The 16,824-nt window shown below is 70.3% G+C and carries 17 protein-coding genes; 6 read left to right on the top strand and 11 right to left on the bottom strand.

Annotated features, from left to right (window positions below; translation table 11 throughout):
- Positions 1–20 precede the first annotated feature (20 nt).
- Complete coding sequence (locus ACFY3J_RS19215; protein ID WP_384179133.1) at positions 21–581, bottom strand: acyl-CoA thioesterase; 561 nt, start codon at positions 579–581, stop codon at positions 21–23.
- Positions 582–700: 119 nt separating this feature from the next.
- Between ACFY3J_RS19215 and ACFY3J_RS19210 the strand changes: the two genes are divergently transcribed.
- Positions 701–2,011, top strand: a complete 1,311-nt coding sequence (locus tag ACFY3J_RS19210) for an LCP family protein (RefSeq protein ID WP_390841317.1) — start codon at positions 701–703, stop codon at positions 2,009–2,011.
- A 75-nt stretch (positions 2,012–2,086) separates the two neighbouring features.
- Here ACFY3J_RS19210 and ACFY3J_RS19205 read toward each other — a convergent pair whose 3' ends face one another.
- Positions 2,087–2,449: a four-helix bundle copper-binding protein gene (locus ACFY3J_RS19205; RefSeq protein WP_376400967.1), complete on the bottom strand. Its 363-nt coding sequence runs from the start codon at positions 2,447–2,449 to the stop codon at positions 2,087–2,089.
- A 210-nt stretch (positions 2,450–2,659) separates the two neighbouring features.
- Positions 2,660–3,817, bottom strand: coding sequence for an acyl-CoA dehydrogenase (locus ACFY3J_RS19200; protein ID WP_141360443.1), 1,158 nt, complete (start codon positions 3,815–3,817; stop codon positions 2,660–2,662).
- 171 nt (positions 3,818–3,988) lie between these two features.
- Here ACFY3J_RS19200 and ACFY3J_RS19195 point away from each other — a divergent pair, with 171 nt between their 5' ends.
- Positions 3,989–5,332 carry a UDP-glucose dehydrogenase family protein gene (locus ACFY3J_RS19195; RefSeq protein WP_390841316.1) on the top strand — a complete coding sequence of 448 codons (1,344 nt, stop codon included), beginning with the start codon at positions 3,989–3,991 and terminating at the stop codon, positions 5,330–5,332.
- A gap of 144 nt (positions 5,333–5,476) precedes the next feature.
- Here ACFY3J_RS19195 and ACFY3J_RS19190 read toward each other — a convergent pair whose 3' ends face one another.
- Positions 5,477–5,983 carry a CGNR zinc finger domain-containing protein gene (locus tag ACFY3J_RS19190; protein ID WP_384179126.1) on the bottom strand — a complete coding sequence of 169 codons (507 nt, stop codon included), beginning with the start codon at positions 5,981–5,983 and terminating at the stop codon, positions 5,477–5,479.
- 118 nt (positions 5,984–6,101) lie between these two features.
- On the opposite strand from ACFY3J_RS19190, the gene ACFY3J_RS19185 reads away from it, so the two are divergent.
- Entirely contained in the window at positions 6,102–6,461 is a 360-nt protein-coding gene (locus ACFY3J_RS19185; protein ID WP_384179124.1) for a VOC family protein, read from the top strand.
- A gap of 72 nt (positions 6,462–6,533) precedes the next feature.
- Here the strand turns inward: ACFY3J_RS19185 and ACFY3J_RS19180 are convergent, their stop codons facing one another.
- Genes ACFY3J_RS19180 through ACFY3J_RS19170 form a run of 3 tightly spaced genes read right to left on the bottom strand, consistent with a single transcriptional unit; the run spans position 6,534 to position 9,393 of the window.
- Positions 6,534–7,712 carry a dipeptidase gene (locus tag ACFY3J_RS19180; RefSeq protein WP_384179122.1) on the bottom strand — a complete coding sequence of 393 codons (1,179 nt, stop codon included), beginning with the start codon at positions 7,710–7,712 and terminating at the stop codon, positions 6,534–6,536.
- Positions 7,713–7,717: 5 nt separating this feature from the next.
- On the bottom strand, positions 7,718–8,245 hold the full coding sequence (gene purE / locus ACFY3J_RS19175; protein ID WP_141360438.1) for a 5-(carboxyamino)imidazole ribonucleotide mutase: 528 nt from the start codon (positions 8,243–8,245) through the stop codon (positions 7,718–7,720).
- Entirely contained in the window at positions 8,242–9,393 is a 1,152-nt protein-coding gene (locus ACFY3J_RS19170) for a 5-(carboxyamino)imidazole ribonucleotide synthase (RefSeq protein WP_384179119.1), read from the bottom strand. Before ACFY3J_RS19170 ends, purE begins: the two co-directional genes overlap by 4 nt.
- Positions 9,394–9,676: 283 nt before the next feature.
- On the opposite strand from ACFY3J_RS19170, the gene ACFY3J_RS19165 reads away from it, so the two are divergent.
- Positions 9,677–10,222 (top strand): GtrA family protein, encoded by a 546-nt coding sequence (locus ACFY3J_RS19165; protein WP_384179204.1) that lies wholly within the window; start codon positions 9,677–9,679, stop codon positions 10,220–10,222.
- Between the two features lie 22 nt (positions 10,223–10,244).
- Here the strand turns inward: ACFY3J_RS19165 and ACFY3J_RS19160 are convergent, their stop codons facing one another.
- Both ACFY3J_RS19160 and ACFY3J_RS19155 read right to left on the bottom strand, forming a co-directional pair.
- Positions 10,245–11,516: an ATP-binding protein gene (locus tag ACFY3J_RS19160; RefSeq protein ID WP_384179117.1), complete on the bottom strand. Its 1,272-nt coding sequence runs from the start codon at positions 11,514–11,516 to the stop codon at positions 10,245–10,247.
- A gap of 35 nt (positions 11,517–11,551) precedes the next feature.
- Entirely contained in the window at positions 11,552–12,229 is a 678-nt protein-coding gene (locus ACFY3J_RS19155) for a response regulator transcription factor (RefSeq protein ID WP_100571005.1), read from the bottom strand.
- Between the two features lie 536 nt (positions 12,230–12,765).
- On the opposite strand from ACFY3J_RS19155, the gene ACFY3J_RS19150 reads away from it, so the two are divergent.
- Positions 12,766–14,304, top strand: coding sequence for a peptide MFS transporter (locus ACFY3J_RS19150; protein WP_390841315.1), 1,539 nt, complete (start codon positions 12,766–12,768; stop codon positions 14,302–14,304).
- A gap of 136 nt (positions 14,305–14,440) precedes the next feature.
- Here ACFY3J_RS19150 and ACFY3J_RS19145 read toward each other — a convergent pair whose 3' ends face one another.
- Positions 14,441–14,989 (bottom strand): ATP-binding protein, encoded by a 549-nt coding sequence (locus ACFY3J_RS19145; protein ID WP_384179112.1) that lies wholly within the window; start codon positions 14,987–14,989, stop codon positions 14,441–14,443.
- Positions 14,990–15,242: 253 nt separating this feature from the next.
- Complete coding sequence (locus ACFY3J_RS19140) at positions 15,243–15,620, bottom strand: STAS domain-containing protein (RefSeq protein ID WP_100571008.1); 378 nt, start codon at positions 15,618–15,620, stop codon at positions 15,243–15,245.
- Between the two features lie 239 nt (positions 15,621–15,859).
- Between ACFY3J_RS19140 and ACFY3J_RS19135 the strand changes: the two genes are divergently transcribed.
- Entirely contained in the window at positions 15,860–16,795 is a 936-nt protein-coding gene (locus tag ACFY3J_RS19135; RefSeq protein WP_384179109.1) for an RNA polymerase sigma factor SigF, read from the top strand.
- The last annotated feature ends 29 nt before the right edge of the window (positions 16,796–16,824 follow it).

Raw genomic sequence — 16,824 nt, 5'->3', positions numbered from 1 at the left:
TGTAGTGAGGGCCTGCGGCGTCAGTCCTCGTAGCCCTCGGCCGCGCGCTTCTCGCGCAGTTCCCTGATGGCGCGGCGGCGGGCCAGGCGGTGGGTGCGGCGGATCTGGGCCTCCTGGTAGCGCCGCCGGTCCCGGTCGGTCTCGGGCAGGACGGGCGGCACGGCGCGCGGCTTGCCGTCGGCGTCCACGGCGGTGAAGACCAGGTACGCCGAGCCGACCTGAGTGGTCGGGGTGGACTCGTTCCAGCGTTCGGCGAGGACCCGCACGCCGACCTCCATGGAGGTCCGGCCGGTCCAGTTGACCTGGGCCTTCACATGGACGAGATCGCCGACCCGGACCGGTTCGAGGAACGCCATCTCGTCCATGGACGCCGTGACGGCGGGCCCGCCGCTGTGCCGGCCGGCCACCGCGCCCGCCGCGTCGTCGACCAGCTTCATGATCACACCGCCGTGCACCGTCCCCAGCAGGTTGGTGTCGTTGTGGGTCATGATGTGGCTCAGGGTGGTCCGGGACGCCGAGATCGGCTTGCCGGGGATGTCCGGAATCTCGGCGGATTCCGCGGTGGAGGCCTGCTCTGTCATGACCCCCACCTTATGCCGCGGCGGCATCCGGGAAATTTGTGTCAGCTTCGCAACAGCGGTGCCCCTATTTCCTGACGCCTCTTGTAAGGGACACGGCGGTGCCCTGCACACTGGGGCGCATGAATGATTGGCCCGAGGGGTGGTCCGGCGGCAACCGCGGACCCGGATACGGACGCGGCAGCGCCGGCGCGACGCCGGAAGGGGCGCGTGTGATGCGCCAGGTACGGCGCGGCGGCCCGGGGGCCCCCGGCGGGCAGGGCGGGTACCCGCCGCCCGGCGGCCCGGGCCCCTCGGCGCCGCCGTACGGCATTCCGCAGCAACCGTCGTACGTCGACGGCCGCGGATACGACGACCCCGGCGCCTACGACGGGTACGACAGCGGCTACAGCTCCGGCCACGTCTACGGCGGGCCGGGGGGACCGGGCGGGGGTGACCCGCGCGCCTACCGTCCCGCGCCGAACTGGCGGCGCCGCTTCAAGTGGTCCGTGATCACCCTGGTCACGCTGTTGGTGGTGACCTCGGTCGCGACCTACTTCTGGGCCGACTCCAAGCTCCGCCGCGAGGTCGACCTGTCCAAGGTCATCGACCGGCCGGAGACCGGCAAGGGCACGAACTACCTGATCGTCGGCTCCGACAGCCGTGAGGGCATGTCCTCGGAGCAGAAGAAGCAGCTGCACACCGGGTCCGCCGAGGGCAAGCGCACGGACTCGATGATGATCCTGCACGTCGGCGACAACGGCGACACGCTGATATCCCTGCCGCGCGACTCCAACGTCACGATCCCGCAGTTCCGCGGCTCGGAGTCCGGCAAGATCAAGGGCCCCCTCGGACCGAACAAGCTGAACGCGGCCTACGCCTTCGACGGCCCGGAGCTGCTGGTCCGCACCGTCGAGTACAACACCGGCCTGCACATCGACCACTACGTGGAGATCGGCTTCGCCGGCTTCGCGAACATCGTGGACGCGGTCGGCGGCGTGGAACTCACCATCGACAAGGGCTTCAAGGACAGGTACTCCGGCGCCGACTTCCAGGCGGGCAAGCAGAAGCTGGACGGCCAGCAGGCCCTGGCCTTCGTGCGCACCCGGCACGCGTTCGCCACCTCCGACCTGCAGCGCACGAAGAACCAGCAGAAGTTCCTCGCCGCGCTGTCCCACCAGGTGGCGACCCCCTCGACGATCCTGAACCCGTTCAGGCTCTACCCGACGATGGGTGCGGGCCTGGACTCCCTGATCGTCGACAAGGACATGAGCCTGTGGGACCTGGCCTCCATGTTCTGGGCGATGAAGAACGTCAACGGCGGCGACGGCACCTCCATGAACATGCCGATCTCCGGCTCCACGGGCGGCAACCTCGTCTGGGACAAGGCGAAGGTCAAGACGCTGGTCGACGAACTGAAGAACGACCAGAAGGTCACGGTCACGAGCGGCTGACCCGGACCCCCTGCCAGGAGGGCCCCGCGGTGCCGGCCGGCACCGCGGGGCTTTCGCCGTCCGGCCGGGCTCAGATCACATCCTGACGCCCGCCATCGCGCGGCACATCTCCGCACAGCGGCGACACGCCTCCGCGCAGCGCTTCATCATCTTGTCGTCGGGCATGGACATACACGCCTCGGCGCACATGTCGCATGCCTTGGCGCACATCGCGCACATCTCCGCGGCCATGGGCGAGCGGCGCATCATCATGTCCGCGCACATGCGGGTCATCTCGGAGCAGTCCATGAGCGCGCGCATGATCTGCATCTGCGCCTGGCCTCCCATCTGCATGCAGGAGCTCATGGCCTCCTCGCAGATGGTGTGGCACGACATGCAGGCCTGGACGCAGTCCTGCATCTCCTTGCTCATGGGGGTCATGGTTCCGGGCTGGGTCATGGCTCCTCCTGGGGGGGGACGAAGGGCACCGGGGCGGGGCCCTGCTCCCTTCCGTCGTACGCCCGCCCGGGTCCCCCCGCCATCCGGCCCGGACGTCGGACCGCCTACCGCCGTTCGGCTTACGGCCCGCGTCCTGCGGACCTCTCCCGGCGCATCGCGAACGGCCCCCGGCACAGTGCCGGAGGCCGTCGGACGCGCGCGAAGAGCTTGCTAGGGAAGGTTCCTGGCCATCACGATCCGCTGGACCTGGTTCGTGCCCTCGTAGATCTGCGTGATCTTGGCGTCGCGCATCATGCGCTCGACCGGGTAGTCGCGGGTGTAGCCGTAACCGCCGAGGAGCTGGACGGCGTCCGTGGTGACCTCCATGGCGACGTCCGAGGCGAAGCACTTGGCGGCGGCACCCTGGAAGGTGAGGTCGGAATCACCCCGCTCGGACTTGGCGGCGGCCGCGTAGGTGAGGTTGCGGGCGGCCTCGATCTTCATGGCCATGTCGGCGAGCATGAACTGGATGCCCTGGAAGTCGGCGATCGGCTTGCCGAACTGCTTGCGCTCCTTGACGTAGCCCTTGGCGTAGTCGAGGGCGCCCTGGGCGATGCCGAGGGCCTGGGCCGCGATGGTGATGCGGGTGTGGTCAAGGGTCTTCATCGCCGTGGCGAAGCCGGTGCCCTCGGCGCCGATCATGCGGTCGGCCGGGATCCGGACGTTGTCCAGGTAGACCTCGCGGGTCGGGGAGCCCTTGATGCCGAGCTTCTTCTCCGGGGCGCCGAAGGAGACCCCGGGGTCCGACTTCTCGACGACGAACGCCGAGATGCCCTTGCTGCGCTTGTCCGGGTCGGTGACGGCCATCACCGTGTAGAAGTCGGACACGCCCGCGTTGGTGATCCAGCGCTTGACGCCGTTGAGGACGTAAGTGTCGCCCTCGCGGACCGCCTTGGTCTTCATGCCGGCCGCGTCGGAGCCCGCGTCCGGCTCGGACAGGCAGTACGAGAACATCGCGTTGCCCTTGGCGAGCGGGGCCAGGTACCTCTTCTTCAGGTCCTCGGAGCCGGAGAGCATCACCGGCAGCGAGCCCAGCTTGTTCACGGCAGGGATGAGGGAGGAGGACGCGCACACGCGGGCCACCTCCTCGATCACGACGACCGTCGCGAGGGCGTCCGCGCCCGCGCCGCCGTACTCCTCGGGCACGTGCACGGCGTGCAGGTCGTTGGCGACCAGCGCCTCCAGGGCCTCCTGCGGGAAGCGGGCCTCCTCGTCCACCGCGGCGGCGTACGGCGCGATCTTCGCCTCGGCCAGCGAGCGGACGGCGTCACGGAGCATGTCGTGCTCCTCGGACGGGCGGTACAGGTCGAAGTCAGCCGATCCGGCCAAGGTCTCTCACGCTCCAACGCTAATTACCGTTAAGTAACCCAAATTTTAGGCGCCCGCCCACGCCAGTGATACGTGAGCTTGGCGACAGCGGAGACATTGCCCGGCGAGGGCCCCGCGCATGCCCCCGATATGCTCGGGCACCGCATCACCGTCGTCTCTCCTGGAGCACCCATGAGCCTCAAGATCACCGTGATCGGCACCGGCTATCTCGGCGCGACGCACGCCGCGGCCATGGCCGAGCTCGGTTTCGAGGTGCTGGGTCTGGACGTCGTCCCCGAGAAGATCGAGATGCTCCGGCGGGGCGAGGTCCCGATGTACGAGCCCGACCTGGAGGAGCTGCTGCGCCGGCACGTGGCCGGGATCGAGGGCTCGACCGGGCGGCTGCGCTTCACGACGGACTACGCGGAGGTGGCCGCGTTCGGCGACATCCACTTCGTCTGCGTGAACACCCCGCAGAAGCACGGCGAGTACGCCTGCGACATGAGTTACGTCGACTCCGCCGTCACCTCGCTCGCCCCGCACCTGAGCGGTCCCGCGCTCGTCGTCGGCAAGTCGACCGTGCCCGTGGGATCCGCCGACCGTCTGGCCCGCATGATCGCCGAGCTGGCGCCCGCGGGCGCGGACGTGGAGCTGGCCTGGAACCCGGAGTTCCTGCGCGAGGGCTTCGCCGTGCAGGACACGCTGCACCCGGACCGGATCGTGGTCGGCGTGCGCAGCGAGCGGGCGGAGAAGCTGCTGCGCGAGGTGTACGCCACACCGGTCGGCGAGGGTTCCCCGTTCGTGGTCACCGACTTCCCGACCGCGGAACTGGTGAAGACCTCCGCGAACTCCTTCCTGGCCACGAAGATCTCCTTCATCAACGCGATGGCCGAGGTCTGCGAGGCCGCCGGCGGCGATGTGGCCAAGCTGGCCGAGGCCATCGGGCACGACGACCGGATCGGCAGGAAGTTCCTGCGGGCCGGGATCGGCTTCGGCGGCGGCTGCCTGCCCAAGGACATCCGGGCCTTCATGGCGCGCGCCGGTGAGCTGGGCGCGGACCAGGCGCTGACCTTCCTGCGCGAGATCGACTCGATCAACATGCGCCAGCGCGGGCAGATGGTGGAGCTGGCCCGGCAGGCGCTGGGCGGCGGGCCCTTCCTCGGCAAGCGCGTCGCGGTGCTCGGCGCCACCTTCAAGCCGGACTCGGACGACGTACGGGACTCCCCCGCGCTCAACGTCGCCGGTCAGATACACCTCCAGGGCGGCCAGGTGACGGTCTACGACCCCAAGGGCATGGACAACGCCCGGCGGGTGTTCCCGACGCTCGGGTACGCCGACTCCGCGCTGGAGGCCGTGCGCGGCGCGGACGTCGTCCTGCACCTGACCGAGTGGCGGGAGTTCCGCGAGCTGGACCCGGCCGGGCTGGGCGAGGTCGCGGCCGCCCGGGTGGTCCTCGACGGGCGCAACGCGCTGGACCCGGAGCTGTGGCGGCGGGCCGGGTGGACGTACCGGGCGATGGGACGCCCGACCGCGTAGCCCCGCGCCGGCGGGCACACCCGGACATGCACAGACACACGCGGAAATGTGACGCCGGTTCGGCCGAGGCTCAGTCGGCCGAACCGGCGTCTGCACGCATTGTGCACCACCGGAGCGCGGCGTGAGCGGCGAACTCCTCGTGGATCACGTCTGCTTCGCCCGGTAGCGGCGCATCTTCGCGCGCGCCCCGCACACTTGCATCGAGCACCAGCGGCCACGGCCGGCCGGGCTGCGGTCGTAGTACGCCCAGTGGCACGTGACCGCCTCGCAGGCCTTCAGCCGGGCCCAGGTGCCCGCGACGAGGGCCTCGGCGACGGCGGCCGCGACCCGGGAGAGCAGGGGGCCGCCGTCGGCGGGGGCGAGCGTGGCGGAGCCGTCCCGGGCGTCGACGGCCACCAGCAGGGGCGCCCGCGCCAGCAGCTCGCCCAGCGGTGTCACCTTCCGGTGGGGCGGGTGACCGGCGTGGGCCAGCAGCGTGGCGCGCAGCGACTCGCGCAGCTCGCGCGCCTGCGGCAGTTCCGCCTCGGGGATCCCCAGGCGCGCCCGGCCCTCCGCCGTGGCGAGCGAGTCGGCGCCCGTCTCGATGTCCAGCGTGTTCACCAGGGACTCGACCAGCGCCAGGCCTCCGGGCGCGGACGATCTCTCACTCATGTCAGCGACGGTACCTCGCGAATCCGGTTGCGCTGTTACCCGCTATGCGCGAGCATGCAGTAACCGTTACCGGTTGCCCGCACCAATGGGTAACACCGTCCCCGACTGGGAGGAAGTCATGGCTCTCGCCAAACTGGGTGTCGTCGTCCTGGACTGTCCCGACCCGCACGCCCTCGCCGGCTTCTACGCCGAGGTGCTCGGCGGGACCGTGGAGGGCGAGGGCGACTGGGTGGACCTGAAGGTGCCGGGCGGGTCCGCGCTGGCGTTCCAGAGGGCGCCGGGGTACGTGCCGCCCAAGTGGCCGGCCGCGGACGCCTCGCAGCAGTCCCACCTGGACCTGGTGGTGGAGGACCTGGACACGGCGGAGAAGGGGGTACTGGCACTCGGCGCGCGGCCGCTGGACGCGACGGACCGGGCGCGCGGCTTCCGGGTCTACGCCGACCCCGCCGGGCACCCGTTCTGCCTGTGCGCCTGCTGAGAGGCGTCCGTCAGCCGTCCTACGCGCCGGACGGCAGGAGGTACACGGCCTCCCGCCGTCCGGTACTGGAACTCATCCGTCCAGTTCGGCGATCGTCGCGTTGGACGGCGTCCGGGTGGCCCGCAGGTCGCGGGCGACGTCCTCCGCGGCGCCCAGGACGCGGACCGCGTTCTGCCAGGTGAGCTTGGCCAGGTCGGTCCTGGACCAGCCGCGGTCCAGCAGTTCCGCGATCAGGTTCGGGTAGCCGGAGACGTCGCCCAGACCGTCGGGGGTGAAGGCCGTGCCGTCGTAGTCGCCTCCGATGCCCAGGTGGTCGATGCCGGCGACCTCGCGCATGTGGTCGAGGTGGTCGGCCACCGTCGCGACCGTGGCGACCGGGCGCGGGTTCGACTCCTCGAAGGCGCGGTGGACCTTCATCGCCTCGGCGGTGGTGTCGAGGTGGTGGAAACCGTGCGCGCGCATGTTCTCGTCGGCGGCGGACGTCCAGTCCACGGCCGCCTGGAGCACGAACTTCGGCACGAACGTCACCATCGCGATCCCGCCGTTGGCGGGCAGCCGCTCCAGCACGTCGTCCGGGATGTTGCGGGGGTGGTCGCACACGGCCCGCGCGGAGGAGTGCGAGAAGATCACCGGCGCGCTCGTGGTGTCGAGCGCGTCCCGCATGGTCGTCGCGGCCACGTGGGAGAGGTCGACCAGCATGCCGAGCCGGTTCATCTCCCGGACCACCTCGCGGCCGAAGGCCGACAGGCCGCCCACGCCCGGCTCGTCCGTCGCCGAGTCCGCCCAGGCCACGTTGTCGTTGTGGGTGAGCGTCATGTAGCGCACGCCGAGCGCGTACAGCCCGCGCAGCGTGCCGAGGGAGTCGGCGATGGAGTGTCCGCCCTCGGCGCCCATGAGGGACGCGATCCGGCCGTCCGCGCGCGCCGCCTCCATGTCGGCGGCGGTCAGGGCGGGGGCCAGATCGGCCGGGTGGCGGGCGAGCAGCTGCCGTACGCAGTCGATCTGCTCCAGCGTCGCCGGCACCGGGTCGGGCAGGTCCGCGCGGACGTAGACCGACCAGAACTGGGCGCCGACGCCGCCCTCGCGCAGGCGCGGCAGGTCGGTGTGCAGGTGGGCGTTCTGGGGGGTGGCGATGTCACGGGCGTCGAGGTCGTAGCGGACCTGCTCGCGCAGCGCCCAGGGCAGGTCGTTGTGGCCGTCGACGACCGGGAACTCGCGCAGCAGGTCCCGGGCTTCGTTCAGCGAGGACACCGGCGTCACTTCCCCGTGCCGAAGCCGAAGGCGCCGGAGTTCTCGACCTTGGCGCGCAGCCGCTTGCCCTTCTCGGTGGCCTGGTCGTTCAGCTCCTGCTGGAACTCCCGCATCCGGGCGAGCAGTTCCTCGTCGTGCGCGGCGAGGATCCGGGCGGCGAGCAGACCCGCGTTGCGGGCGCCGCCGACGGACACGGTCGCCACCGGGACCCCGGCGGGCATCTGCACGATCGAGAGCAGCGAGTCCATGCCGTCCAGGTACTTCAGCGGGACGGGCACGCCGATCACCGGCAGCGGGGTGACGGAGGCGAGCATGCCGGGCAGGTGGGCTGCCCCGCCCGCGCCCGCGATGATCGCCTTCAGTCCGCGGTCCGCCGCGCGCTCGCCGTACGCGATCATCTCGCGCGGCATGCGGTGCGCGGAGACGACGTCCACCTCGTAGGAGATCTCGAACTCGTCGAGCGCCTCGGCGGCGGCCTCCATGACGGGCCAGTCGGAGTCCGACCCCATGACGATGCCAACAACTGGGCTCATTCGGTGATGGTGCCTCTCAGGTAGCCGGCTGCGTGACGGGCGCGTTCCAGCACGTCGTCCAGGTCGTCGCCGTAGGTGTTGACGTGGCCGACCTTGCGGCCGGGCTTCACGTCCTTGCCGTACATGTGGATCTTGAGCTGGGGGTCACGGGCCATGCAGTGAAGGTACGCGGAGTACATGTCGGGGTAGTCGCCGCCGAGGACGTTCACCATGACGGTCCACTTGGCGCGCGGGCGGGGGTCGCCGAGCGGCAGGTCGAGGACCGCGCGGACGTGGTTGGCGAACTGGGAGGTGATGGCGCCGTCCATCGACCAGTGGCCGGAGTTGTGCGGGCGCATCGCCAGTTCGTTGACGAGGACACTGGAGGACCCGTCGTCATTGCGGGTCTCGAACAGCTCGACGGCGAGATGGCCGACGACATCGAGTTCCTTGGCGATGGTCAGCGCGAGCTGCTCGGCCTGGAGCGCGAGGCCCTCGTCCAGGTCGGGGGCCGGGGCTATCACGGTGTCGCAGACGCCGTTCACCTGCTGCGACTCCACGACCGGGTAGGCCACGGCCTGGCCGTGCGGGGAGCGTACGACGTTGGCGGCCAGCTCCCGGACGAAGTCGACCTTCTCCTCCGCGAGGACGGGCACGCCGGCACGGAAGGGCTCGGCGGCCTCCTCGGCGGAGTCGACCACCCACACGCCCTTGCCGTCGTAGCCGCCGCGGACGGTCTTGAGGACCACGGGGAAACCGTCGCCCTCGGCCGCGAACGCGGCCACGTCCCGCGGGTCGCTCACGATGCGGTGCCGCGGGCACGGCACACCGATCGCGTCGAGCTTCGCGCGCATCACGCCCTTGTCCTGGGCGTGCACGAGCGCATCGGGGCCGGGGCGTACGGGGATGCCGTCCGCCTCCAGGGCCCGCAGGTGCTCGGTGGGGACGTGCTCGTGATCGAAGGTGATCACGTCGCAGCCCCGCGCGAACGCGCGCAGCGTGTCCAGGTCGCGGTAGTCGCCGATGACGACGTCGCTCACCACCTGCGCCGCGGAGTCCTGAGGAGTGTCACTGAGGAGCTTGAACCTGATGCCCAACGGGATGCCCGCCTCGTGTGTCATACGAGCGAGCTGGCCACCGCCGACCATGCCGACTACGGGGAACGTCACGCTCCTAGGGTATCGGCCGCCGCGGCGCGGCCCGCTTCCGTGCCCGCCGGCGCCGTACCGGCGCCTCGCGGGGATCGTCACCCGCCGCACTGACGTACGAGCCCGACCGCGCCGATGTGCCCGTCGGCGCTCTTACCAGTCGCTTCGACGGCTCTTTCCCGCCTTTTCCCGGACTCTTTCCGACCCGTTCCCGAGCTGATGCCTTGTCCACAGGCGCGGGCGTGGAGCGCTGGTTAGCATGGCCGGGTTGACCGAGCCGACCGAGACGGGGGCCTGCACGACCATGGAACATGGTTCCTCGGGGCATCGACCGGCGCCCCCCGCGCCCCGCGGCGCGCTGCGCAGACGCGTGGACCAGCTGTGGCGCGAGGTCGTGAAGTTCGGCGCGGTGGGCGGAGCGGGGCTGCTGGTCAACCTGCTCGTGTTCAACCTGATGCGGCACGTGACCGGACTTCAGGTGGTGCGGGCCAGTGTCATCGCGACCGTCGTCGCCATCGTCTTCAACTACATCGGCTTCCGCTACTTCACGTACCGGGACCGCGACAAGAGCGGACGCACCCGGGAACTGACGCTGTTCCTGCTGTTCAGCGTGGTCGGCCTGGTGATCGAGAACGGCGTGCTGTACCTGGCGACGTACGGCTTCGGCTGGGACAGCCCGCTGCAGAGCAACGTCTTCAAGTTCCTCGGCATCGGCATCGCGACCCTGTTCCGCTTCTGGTCGTACCGCACCTGGGTCTTCCGCACCCTGCCGGCCCGGCAGACCGTGGCGGGCGCGGAGTCCTTCCTCCAGACCGAGTCGAAGCAGCCCCGGCCCGAGGTCTTCCGCTAGGGCCCGCCGGTCCTGTCGGCGGTCAGCGCACCGTCGGGTGGTCCTCCGACCGCTTCTTCGGCGGCGGGGTGCGGGACAGGAACAGGCCGAAAACGGGCGGCTGGGCCTGGAGCAGTTCCAGGCGGCCGCCGTCGGCCTCGGCGAGATCGCGGGCGACGGCGAGCCCGATGCCCGTGGAGTTGCGGCCGCTGATGGTGCGCTCGAAGATCCGGGCGCCCAGGTCGGCGGAGACGCCGGAGCCCTCGTCGGTGACCTCCACCACGGCCTGGTTACCGGTCACGCGGGTGCGCAGCGCGACCGTGCCGCCGCCATGCATGAGGGAGTTCTCGATCAGCGCGGCCAGCACCTGTGCGACGGCGCCCGGCGTGCCCACGGCCTGGAGGTGCCGCTTGCCGGAGCTGACGATCGCCCGGCCGACGCTGCGGTAGGCGGGGCGCCACTCGGCGATCTGCTGCTGGATGACCTCGTCGAGGTCGAAGGAGACGGCGGAGCCGGTACGGGGGTCGCGGGAGTTGGTCAGCAGGCGGTCCACCACGTCGGTCAGCCGCTCGACCTGGGCGAGCGCGACGTTGGCCTCCTCCTTCACCGTGTCCGGGTCGTCGGTGAGGGTGATCTCCTCCAGGCGCATGGACAGCGCGGTCAGCGGCGTACGCAGCTGGTGGGAGGCGTCGGCGGCGAGCCGCCGCTCGGCGGTCAGCATGCGGGCGATGCGCTCGGCCGATCCGTCGAGCACGTCCGCGACCCGGTCCAGTTCCGGAACGCCGTAGCGCTTGTGGCGGGGGCGCGGGTCGCCGGATCCGAGGCGCTCGGCGGTCTCGGCGAGGTCGGTCAGCGGGGAGGCGAGCCGGTTGGCCTGGCGGACGGCGAGCAGCACCGCGGCGACCACCGCGAGCAGCGCCACCAGGCCGATGATCAGCAGGGTGCGGCCGACCTCGCGGGTCACCGAGGAGCGGGGCTCCTCCACCCGGACGGTCTCGCCCTGCTCTCCCTTGGCCGTGGAGTGGATCACGTCGCCGGACGGTTTGGCCCCGACCTTGATGGGCTGCTGCCCGGGGATGCCGATCACGGCGTACTGGCCGTCGGCCATCTGGTTGCGCAGGACGTCGGCGTTGACCGTCGCCGCGCCGAGCAGCCTGCTGTCGACGATGCTGGCCAGCCGCAGCGCCTCGGAGTCGACCCGCTCCTGGGCGCTGCTGCTGATGGTGCGGGTCTCGACGATCACCAGGGAAAGGCCGAAGACGGCGATCACGACGAGCACCACGGCAAGCGTGGACTGGATCAGTCGGCGGCGCATGTCCTCCTACCTGACGAAAGTGCGGGGCGGCCGGCTCAGCTCTTCTCGAATCGGAAGCCCACGCCGCGCACGGTCGCGATGTACCGGGGGTTCGCCGCGTCGTCGCCGAGCTTCTTGCGCAGCCAGGAGATGTGCATGTCGAGGGTCTTGGTGGACGACCACCAGGTGGTGTCCCAGACCTCGCGCATCAGCTGGTCGCGGGTGACGACCCGGCCCGCGTCCCGCACGAGCACCCGGAGCAGGTCGAACTCCTTGGCGGTGAGCTGGAGCTCCTCGTCGCCCATCCACGCGCGGTGGGACTCGACGTCGATGCGCACGCCGTGCGTGGCGGGCGGCTGCTGCGGTTCGGCGGCGCCGCGCCGCAGCAGGGCACGGACACGGGCGAGCAGTTCGGCGAGCCGGAAGGGCTTGGTGACGTAGTCGTCGGCGCCCGCGTCGAGGCCGACGACGGTGTCCACCTCGTCGGCGCGCGCGGTCAGGATCAGAATGGGCACCGTGTGGCCGTCGGAGCGCAGCCGGCGGGCGACCTCCAGGCCGTCCATGCCGGGCAGCCCGAGGTCCAGCACGACCAGGTCGACACCGCCCTGCATTCCGGCGTCGAGCGCGGCGGGTCCGTCCTCACGCACCTCGACCTCGTAACCTTCCCTGCGCAGTGCGCGGGCCAGCGGCTCCGAGATGGACGCGTCGTCCTCGGCGAGCAGTACACGGGTCATGAGCCGATGGTAGTCCGCCGGCGCCGCCCGCTGGGGTGGTCCCGCGGTGTGATCGACACACGCGGTTCTTACCTTGTGGCCGGTCGGGTGCCGCCCGTGCGGATCCGCGGCAAGGACCGGTCGGCGCGGAATGCGATCCTTTGAGGCCTTGGTAATAGACCTTCGAAAGCCGGGCGAGGTTCCCGAGCGGCCTGTGATCCGTGTCTCAAGTCCTTCCATATCCGGCAGTGTCCTGCCGTATGGTGGCTTGAACGTCTGATGCACACAGGGGACCTTTGGCGATCGTCTTGACGCTGAAGGTCTCTTTTGTGAGCGGGTCGGCCCCAACCGGCCCGGGAAGAATGACCTAGGGCCGGGCCTCGTACGCGCGTCGACGCGGGCAGAGGTGTGGATCCCGGTGGCCGTCGTCCGCCGCTTCGTGATCCGGAGCGGGATCCCTCTGGGCGTGGGGTGGACCTCGGGCCTGCCGGTGCCGGCCACCCCCACCGGGCGCGTACCCGCCGAGGGCGGCGCGTCCCGATCAGCAAGGAACGACCATGGCGTCCAGCCTGACGAAGGACTCGGTCCATCCGGGCACCCCCGGTTCCGAGAAGACCTTCTTCGGCCACCCCCGCGGCCTGGCCACACTCTTCATGACCGAGATGTGGGAGCGCTTCAGCTTCTACGGTATGCGGGCCCTTCTCGTCGTGTACCTGCTCTCCGGCGGCCCCGACGCCAAGAAGGGGAGCATGAGCGGTGGGCTCGGCATGGATCTGGCCACCACCACCGCCATCTACTCCGTCTACCTGTCGATGGTGTACCTGCTCGCCATGCCCGGCGGGTGGCTGGGCGACCGTGTCTGGGGCCCCCGCAAGACGGTGGCGATCGCCGCGGTCACGATCATGGCGGGTCACGCGGTGCTGGCACTGCCCGGCGGCCAGGCGCCCTTCTTCGCCGGTCTCGCGCTGGTCGCGCTCGGCTCCGGCCTGCTGAAGGCCAACATCTCCACCATGGTCGGCCACCTCTACAAGGGTCCGGACGACCCGCGCCGCGACGGTGGCTTCACGATCTTCTACATGGGCATCAACATGGGTGCCTTCTTCGCGCCGCTGATCATCGGCACCGTCGGCCAGCAGGTCAGCTGGCACCTGGGCTTCGGCCTCGCCGCCGTGGGCATGGCGATCGGCCTCGCGGCCTTCCTCATCGGCACCCGGAACCTGAGCCCGCAGAGCAACGTCGTGCCCAAGCCGCTGGACGCCGCCGAGCGTGCCTCCTGGCTGCGCAAGGGCCTGACCTGGCTCGCCATCGCCGCCGTCTTCTACGGCATCGTCGGCTTCACCGGCCACTTCACCCTGAACTGGGCGATGATCCCGCTCACCGTCATCGGTCTGGTCATCCCGGCCGGCGTCCTGCTGCGCATCAAGCGCGACAAGGAACTGTCGGCCGTCGAGCAGTCCAGGATGACCGGCTACATCTGGTTCTTCGTCGCGGCCGCCGCCTTCTGGATGATCTACGACCAGGGCGGTTCCACGGTCCAGGCGTTCGGTGAGACCAAGACCTCCTCCTCGCTGCTGGGCTTCGACTTCCCGTCCTCCTGGTACCAGTCGCTGAACCCGGTGTTCATCATGGCCCTGGCCCCGGTCTTCGCCTGGTTCTGGCTGTGGCTGAGCCGCAAGGGCAAGGAGCCGAGCACCGTCGCGAAGTTCGCGGCCGCCCTGTTCTTCATCGGCGTCTCGTTCTTCTTCTTCCTGCTGCCGCTGGGCATGGCCAACGGTGACACCCTGGTCAGCCCGATGTGGCTGGTCGGCATCTACCTGATCCAGACCGTCGGCGAGCTGTGCCTCTCGCCGGTCGGCCTGTCGGTGACGACGAAGATGGCGCCGGCCAAGTACGCCAGCCAGATGATGGGCGTGTGGTTCCTCGCGGTCACCGCGGGCGACTCCATCACCAGCCTGCTGTCCAACCCCGCCGTGGCCGGGGTCGACCTCAGCGGCACGGGGGCGGTCGCCCTGGAGGCGGTCCTCGCCGCCCTCGCCGGTGTCGCGGTCTACATGTACCGCCGCAAGGTGCAGTCCCTGATGGGCGACGTCCACTGACGTCACCCTCCGATCGCCGAAAGGGCCGCCCCGTGAGGGGCGGCCCTTTCGTGTCGCGGTCTTCTCTGTGTCACGTTCCTGGTGCCGCGCTCCTGGTGTTGCGGTCGCCGTCGGGCCTTGCCGAGCGGCTCCGCGCTCAGGCGGGTGCCCCCAGCTCGGCCCACACTCTCTTGCCGGTGACGCCGGGGGCGCGGACGACGCCCCAGTCCAGGCACAGCCGCTGGACGATGAACATGCCGTGGCCGCCGGGGCGGCCGGCGCGGTGCGGGGTGCGCGGGGCGGGCTGGCCGGTGCCGCGGTCGGAGACCTCGATGCGGATCACCTTGTTGTCGCAGGTGATCTCCAGCTGGTCGGGGCCCTCGGCGTGCAGGCAGGCGTTGGTGACCAGTTCGGAGACGACGAGGAGTACGTCCTCCGCGGCGGCCCGCCGGTCGGCGGTCGCGGCGGGCAGCCAGCCCCACGCGTACAGCGCCTGGCGGGTGAAGTCGCGGGCGAGCGGCACGACGCCGCTCTCGCCGTCGAAGCTCAGCCTGCGGATCTGGCGACTCCCGGAGGGGGCCGCCGGCACGGCCGTCGCACCCCCTGTGGGTACCGCGCCCGTCGGCGCGTCCCCCTCGGACGCCCCGGAAGCGCCGCTGGGCTCCGGGCCGCGGTCGCCCGGCGAGTAAGACCGGGTGGTGCTCATCAGCGCTTCACCTCACCGATTCACCAGTTCACGATTCAAAAGTCACCAGTCACTTCACACGTACACGCTCGGTACGTCCGTACACACGCCGGAACCCCGGTCGCCGGCGCCCGCGAGGGCAACCGATCCACTCAGGATGTCTCCTGCCCGACCGATCGGGGGGAACACCCCCGTTTTCGGCCCGCCGCGCGTGCGCCCGGCATACGCCGGGCGCGGAATACGGAAGGGGCACGTCGACGAACCCGAGGCCGGCTCAGCCGGCCTCGTCGGCCAGGGCGTCCTCCAGGGAGTCGTGCACGGTGAAGACCGCATCCGCCCCTGTGATCTCGAACACGCGGGCCACCACCGGCAGCATCCCGGCCAGATGCACACCCCCTCCGGCCGCCTCCGCCTTCAGCCGCGCGCCCAGCAGCACGTTCAGCCCCGTGGAGTCGCAGAACTCCAGGCGCGAACAGTCCACCACCAGGCGCGAGCGCCCCTTGTCGAGGCACTCCTCGAGTGGTTCGCGCAGCAGGTCGGCCGTGTGGTGATCGAGCTCACCCGCCGGCGTCACGACGGCACTGGAGCCCTCTTGCCGCACCTCCACCAGAAGCCGGCCCGACTGTGCGCTGCCGACCGTCCCGCGGTCCATGCCGTCTCTCTCTCCCGGGGTCTTGGCTGCTGACTGACGCCCTCGAACACTACGCCTTCCCTCACCGCTCCGACAGCCGAACATCCGCACACAAACGGACATACCCCCACATAAGGAACTTGCGGCGGTGTTGGGAAAGCGGGTAGGGCTAGTAGAGACCCGCAACCGACACGGCCGGCTTTGGAGGCGCCGCACACCGCAGTGCACGAATTGGCTTCGGCAGCCATATGCCGAGAACGATGGAGGACATCATGTCACCCCGGCTCGACGCATCGCATACCCCGATGGCGACGTCGGCATCCCCAGCGGAGCACCTGGATCCCATCGAGTTCCACGACGTACGCGCCGAGCGGGCCGATCAGGCCGACGCACTGGCCGGACTCCCGGACATCCCCCCGTACGACGAAGTGGCCCCCGACGACGCCCGGGCCTTGTCCAAGGCCCTCTTCGAGCGACTGGAGTCCCTCGAGGAAGGCACCCACGCCTACTCGTACGTCCGCAACACGCTCGTCGAGCTCAACCTCGCGCTCGTCAAGTTCGCCGCCTCCCGCTTCCGCTCCCGCAGCGAGCCGATGGAGGACATCATCCAGGTCGGCACCATCGGGCTGATCAAGGCGATCGACCGGTTCGAACTGTCCCGGGGCGTGGAGTTCCCGACGTTCGCGATGCCCACCATCATCGGGGAGATCAAGCGCTTCTTCCGCGACACCTCGTGGTCCGTGCGCGTCCCGCGCCGGCTCCAGGAACTGCGCCTCGACCTCGCCAAGGCCGGTGACGAACTGGCCCAGCGGCTCGACCGCGCCCCGACGGTCGCCGAACTCGCCGAACACCTCGGCCTGTCCAACGACGAGGTGGTGGAAGGCATGGCCGCCTCGAACGCCTACACCGCGTCGTCACTGGACGCCCAGCCCGAGGACGACGACTCCGAGGGCGCCCTCGCGGACCGCATCGGCTACGAGGACCACGGGCTCGAAGGCATCGAGTACGTCGAGGCGTTGAAGCCGCTGATCGCCCAACTGCCCTCCCGCGACCGGAAGATCCTGTCCCTGCGGTTCGTGGCCAATATGACCCAGTCGGAGATCGGCGAGGAACTCGGCATCTCGCAGATGCACGTCTCCCGGCTGCTCTCCCGGACGCTCGGACAACTGCGCAAGGGCCTGACACTCGAAGAGTGACGGCGTGACGGGGTGACGAGGCGAAGGGG

The sequence above is a fragment of the Streptomyces sp. NPDC001231 genome (assembly GCF_042896885.1).
Classification (GTDB): Bacteria; Actinomycetota; Actinomycetes; order Streptomycetales; family Streptomycetaceae; genus Streptomyces.
This window is presented reverse-complemented; position numbering and strand designations above follow the sequence as displayed.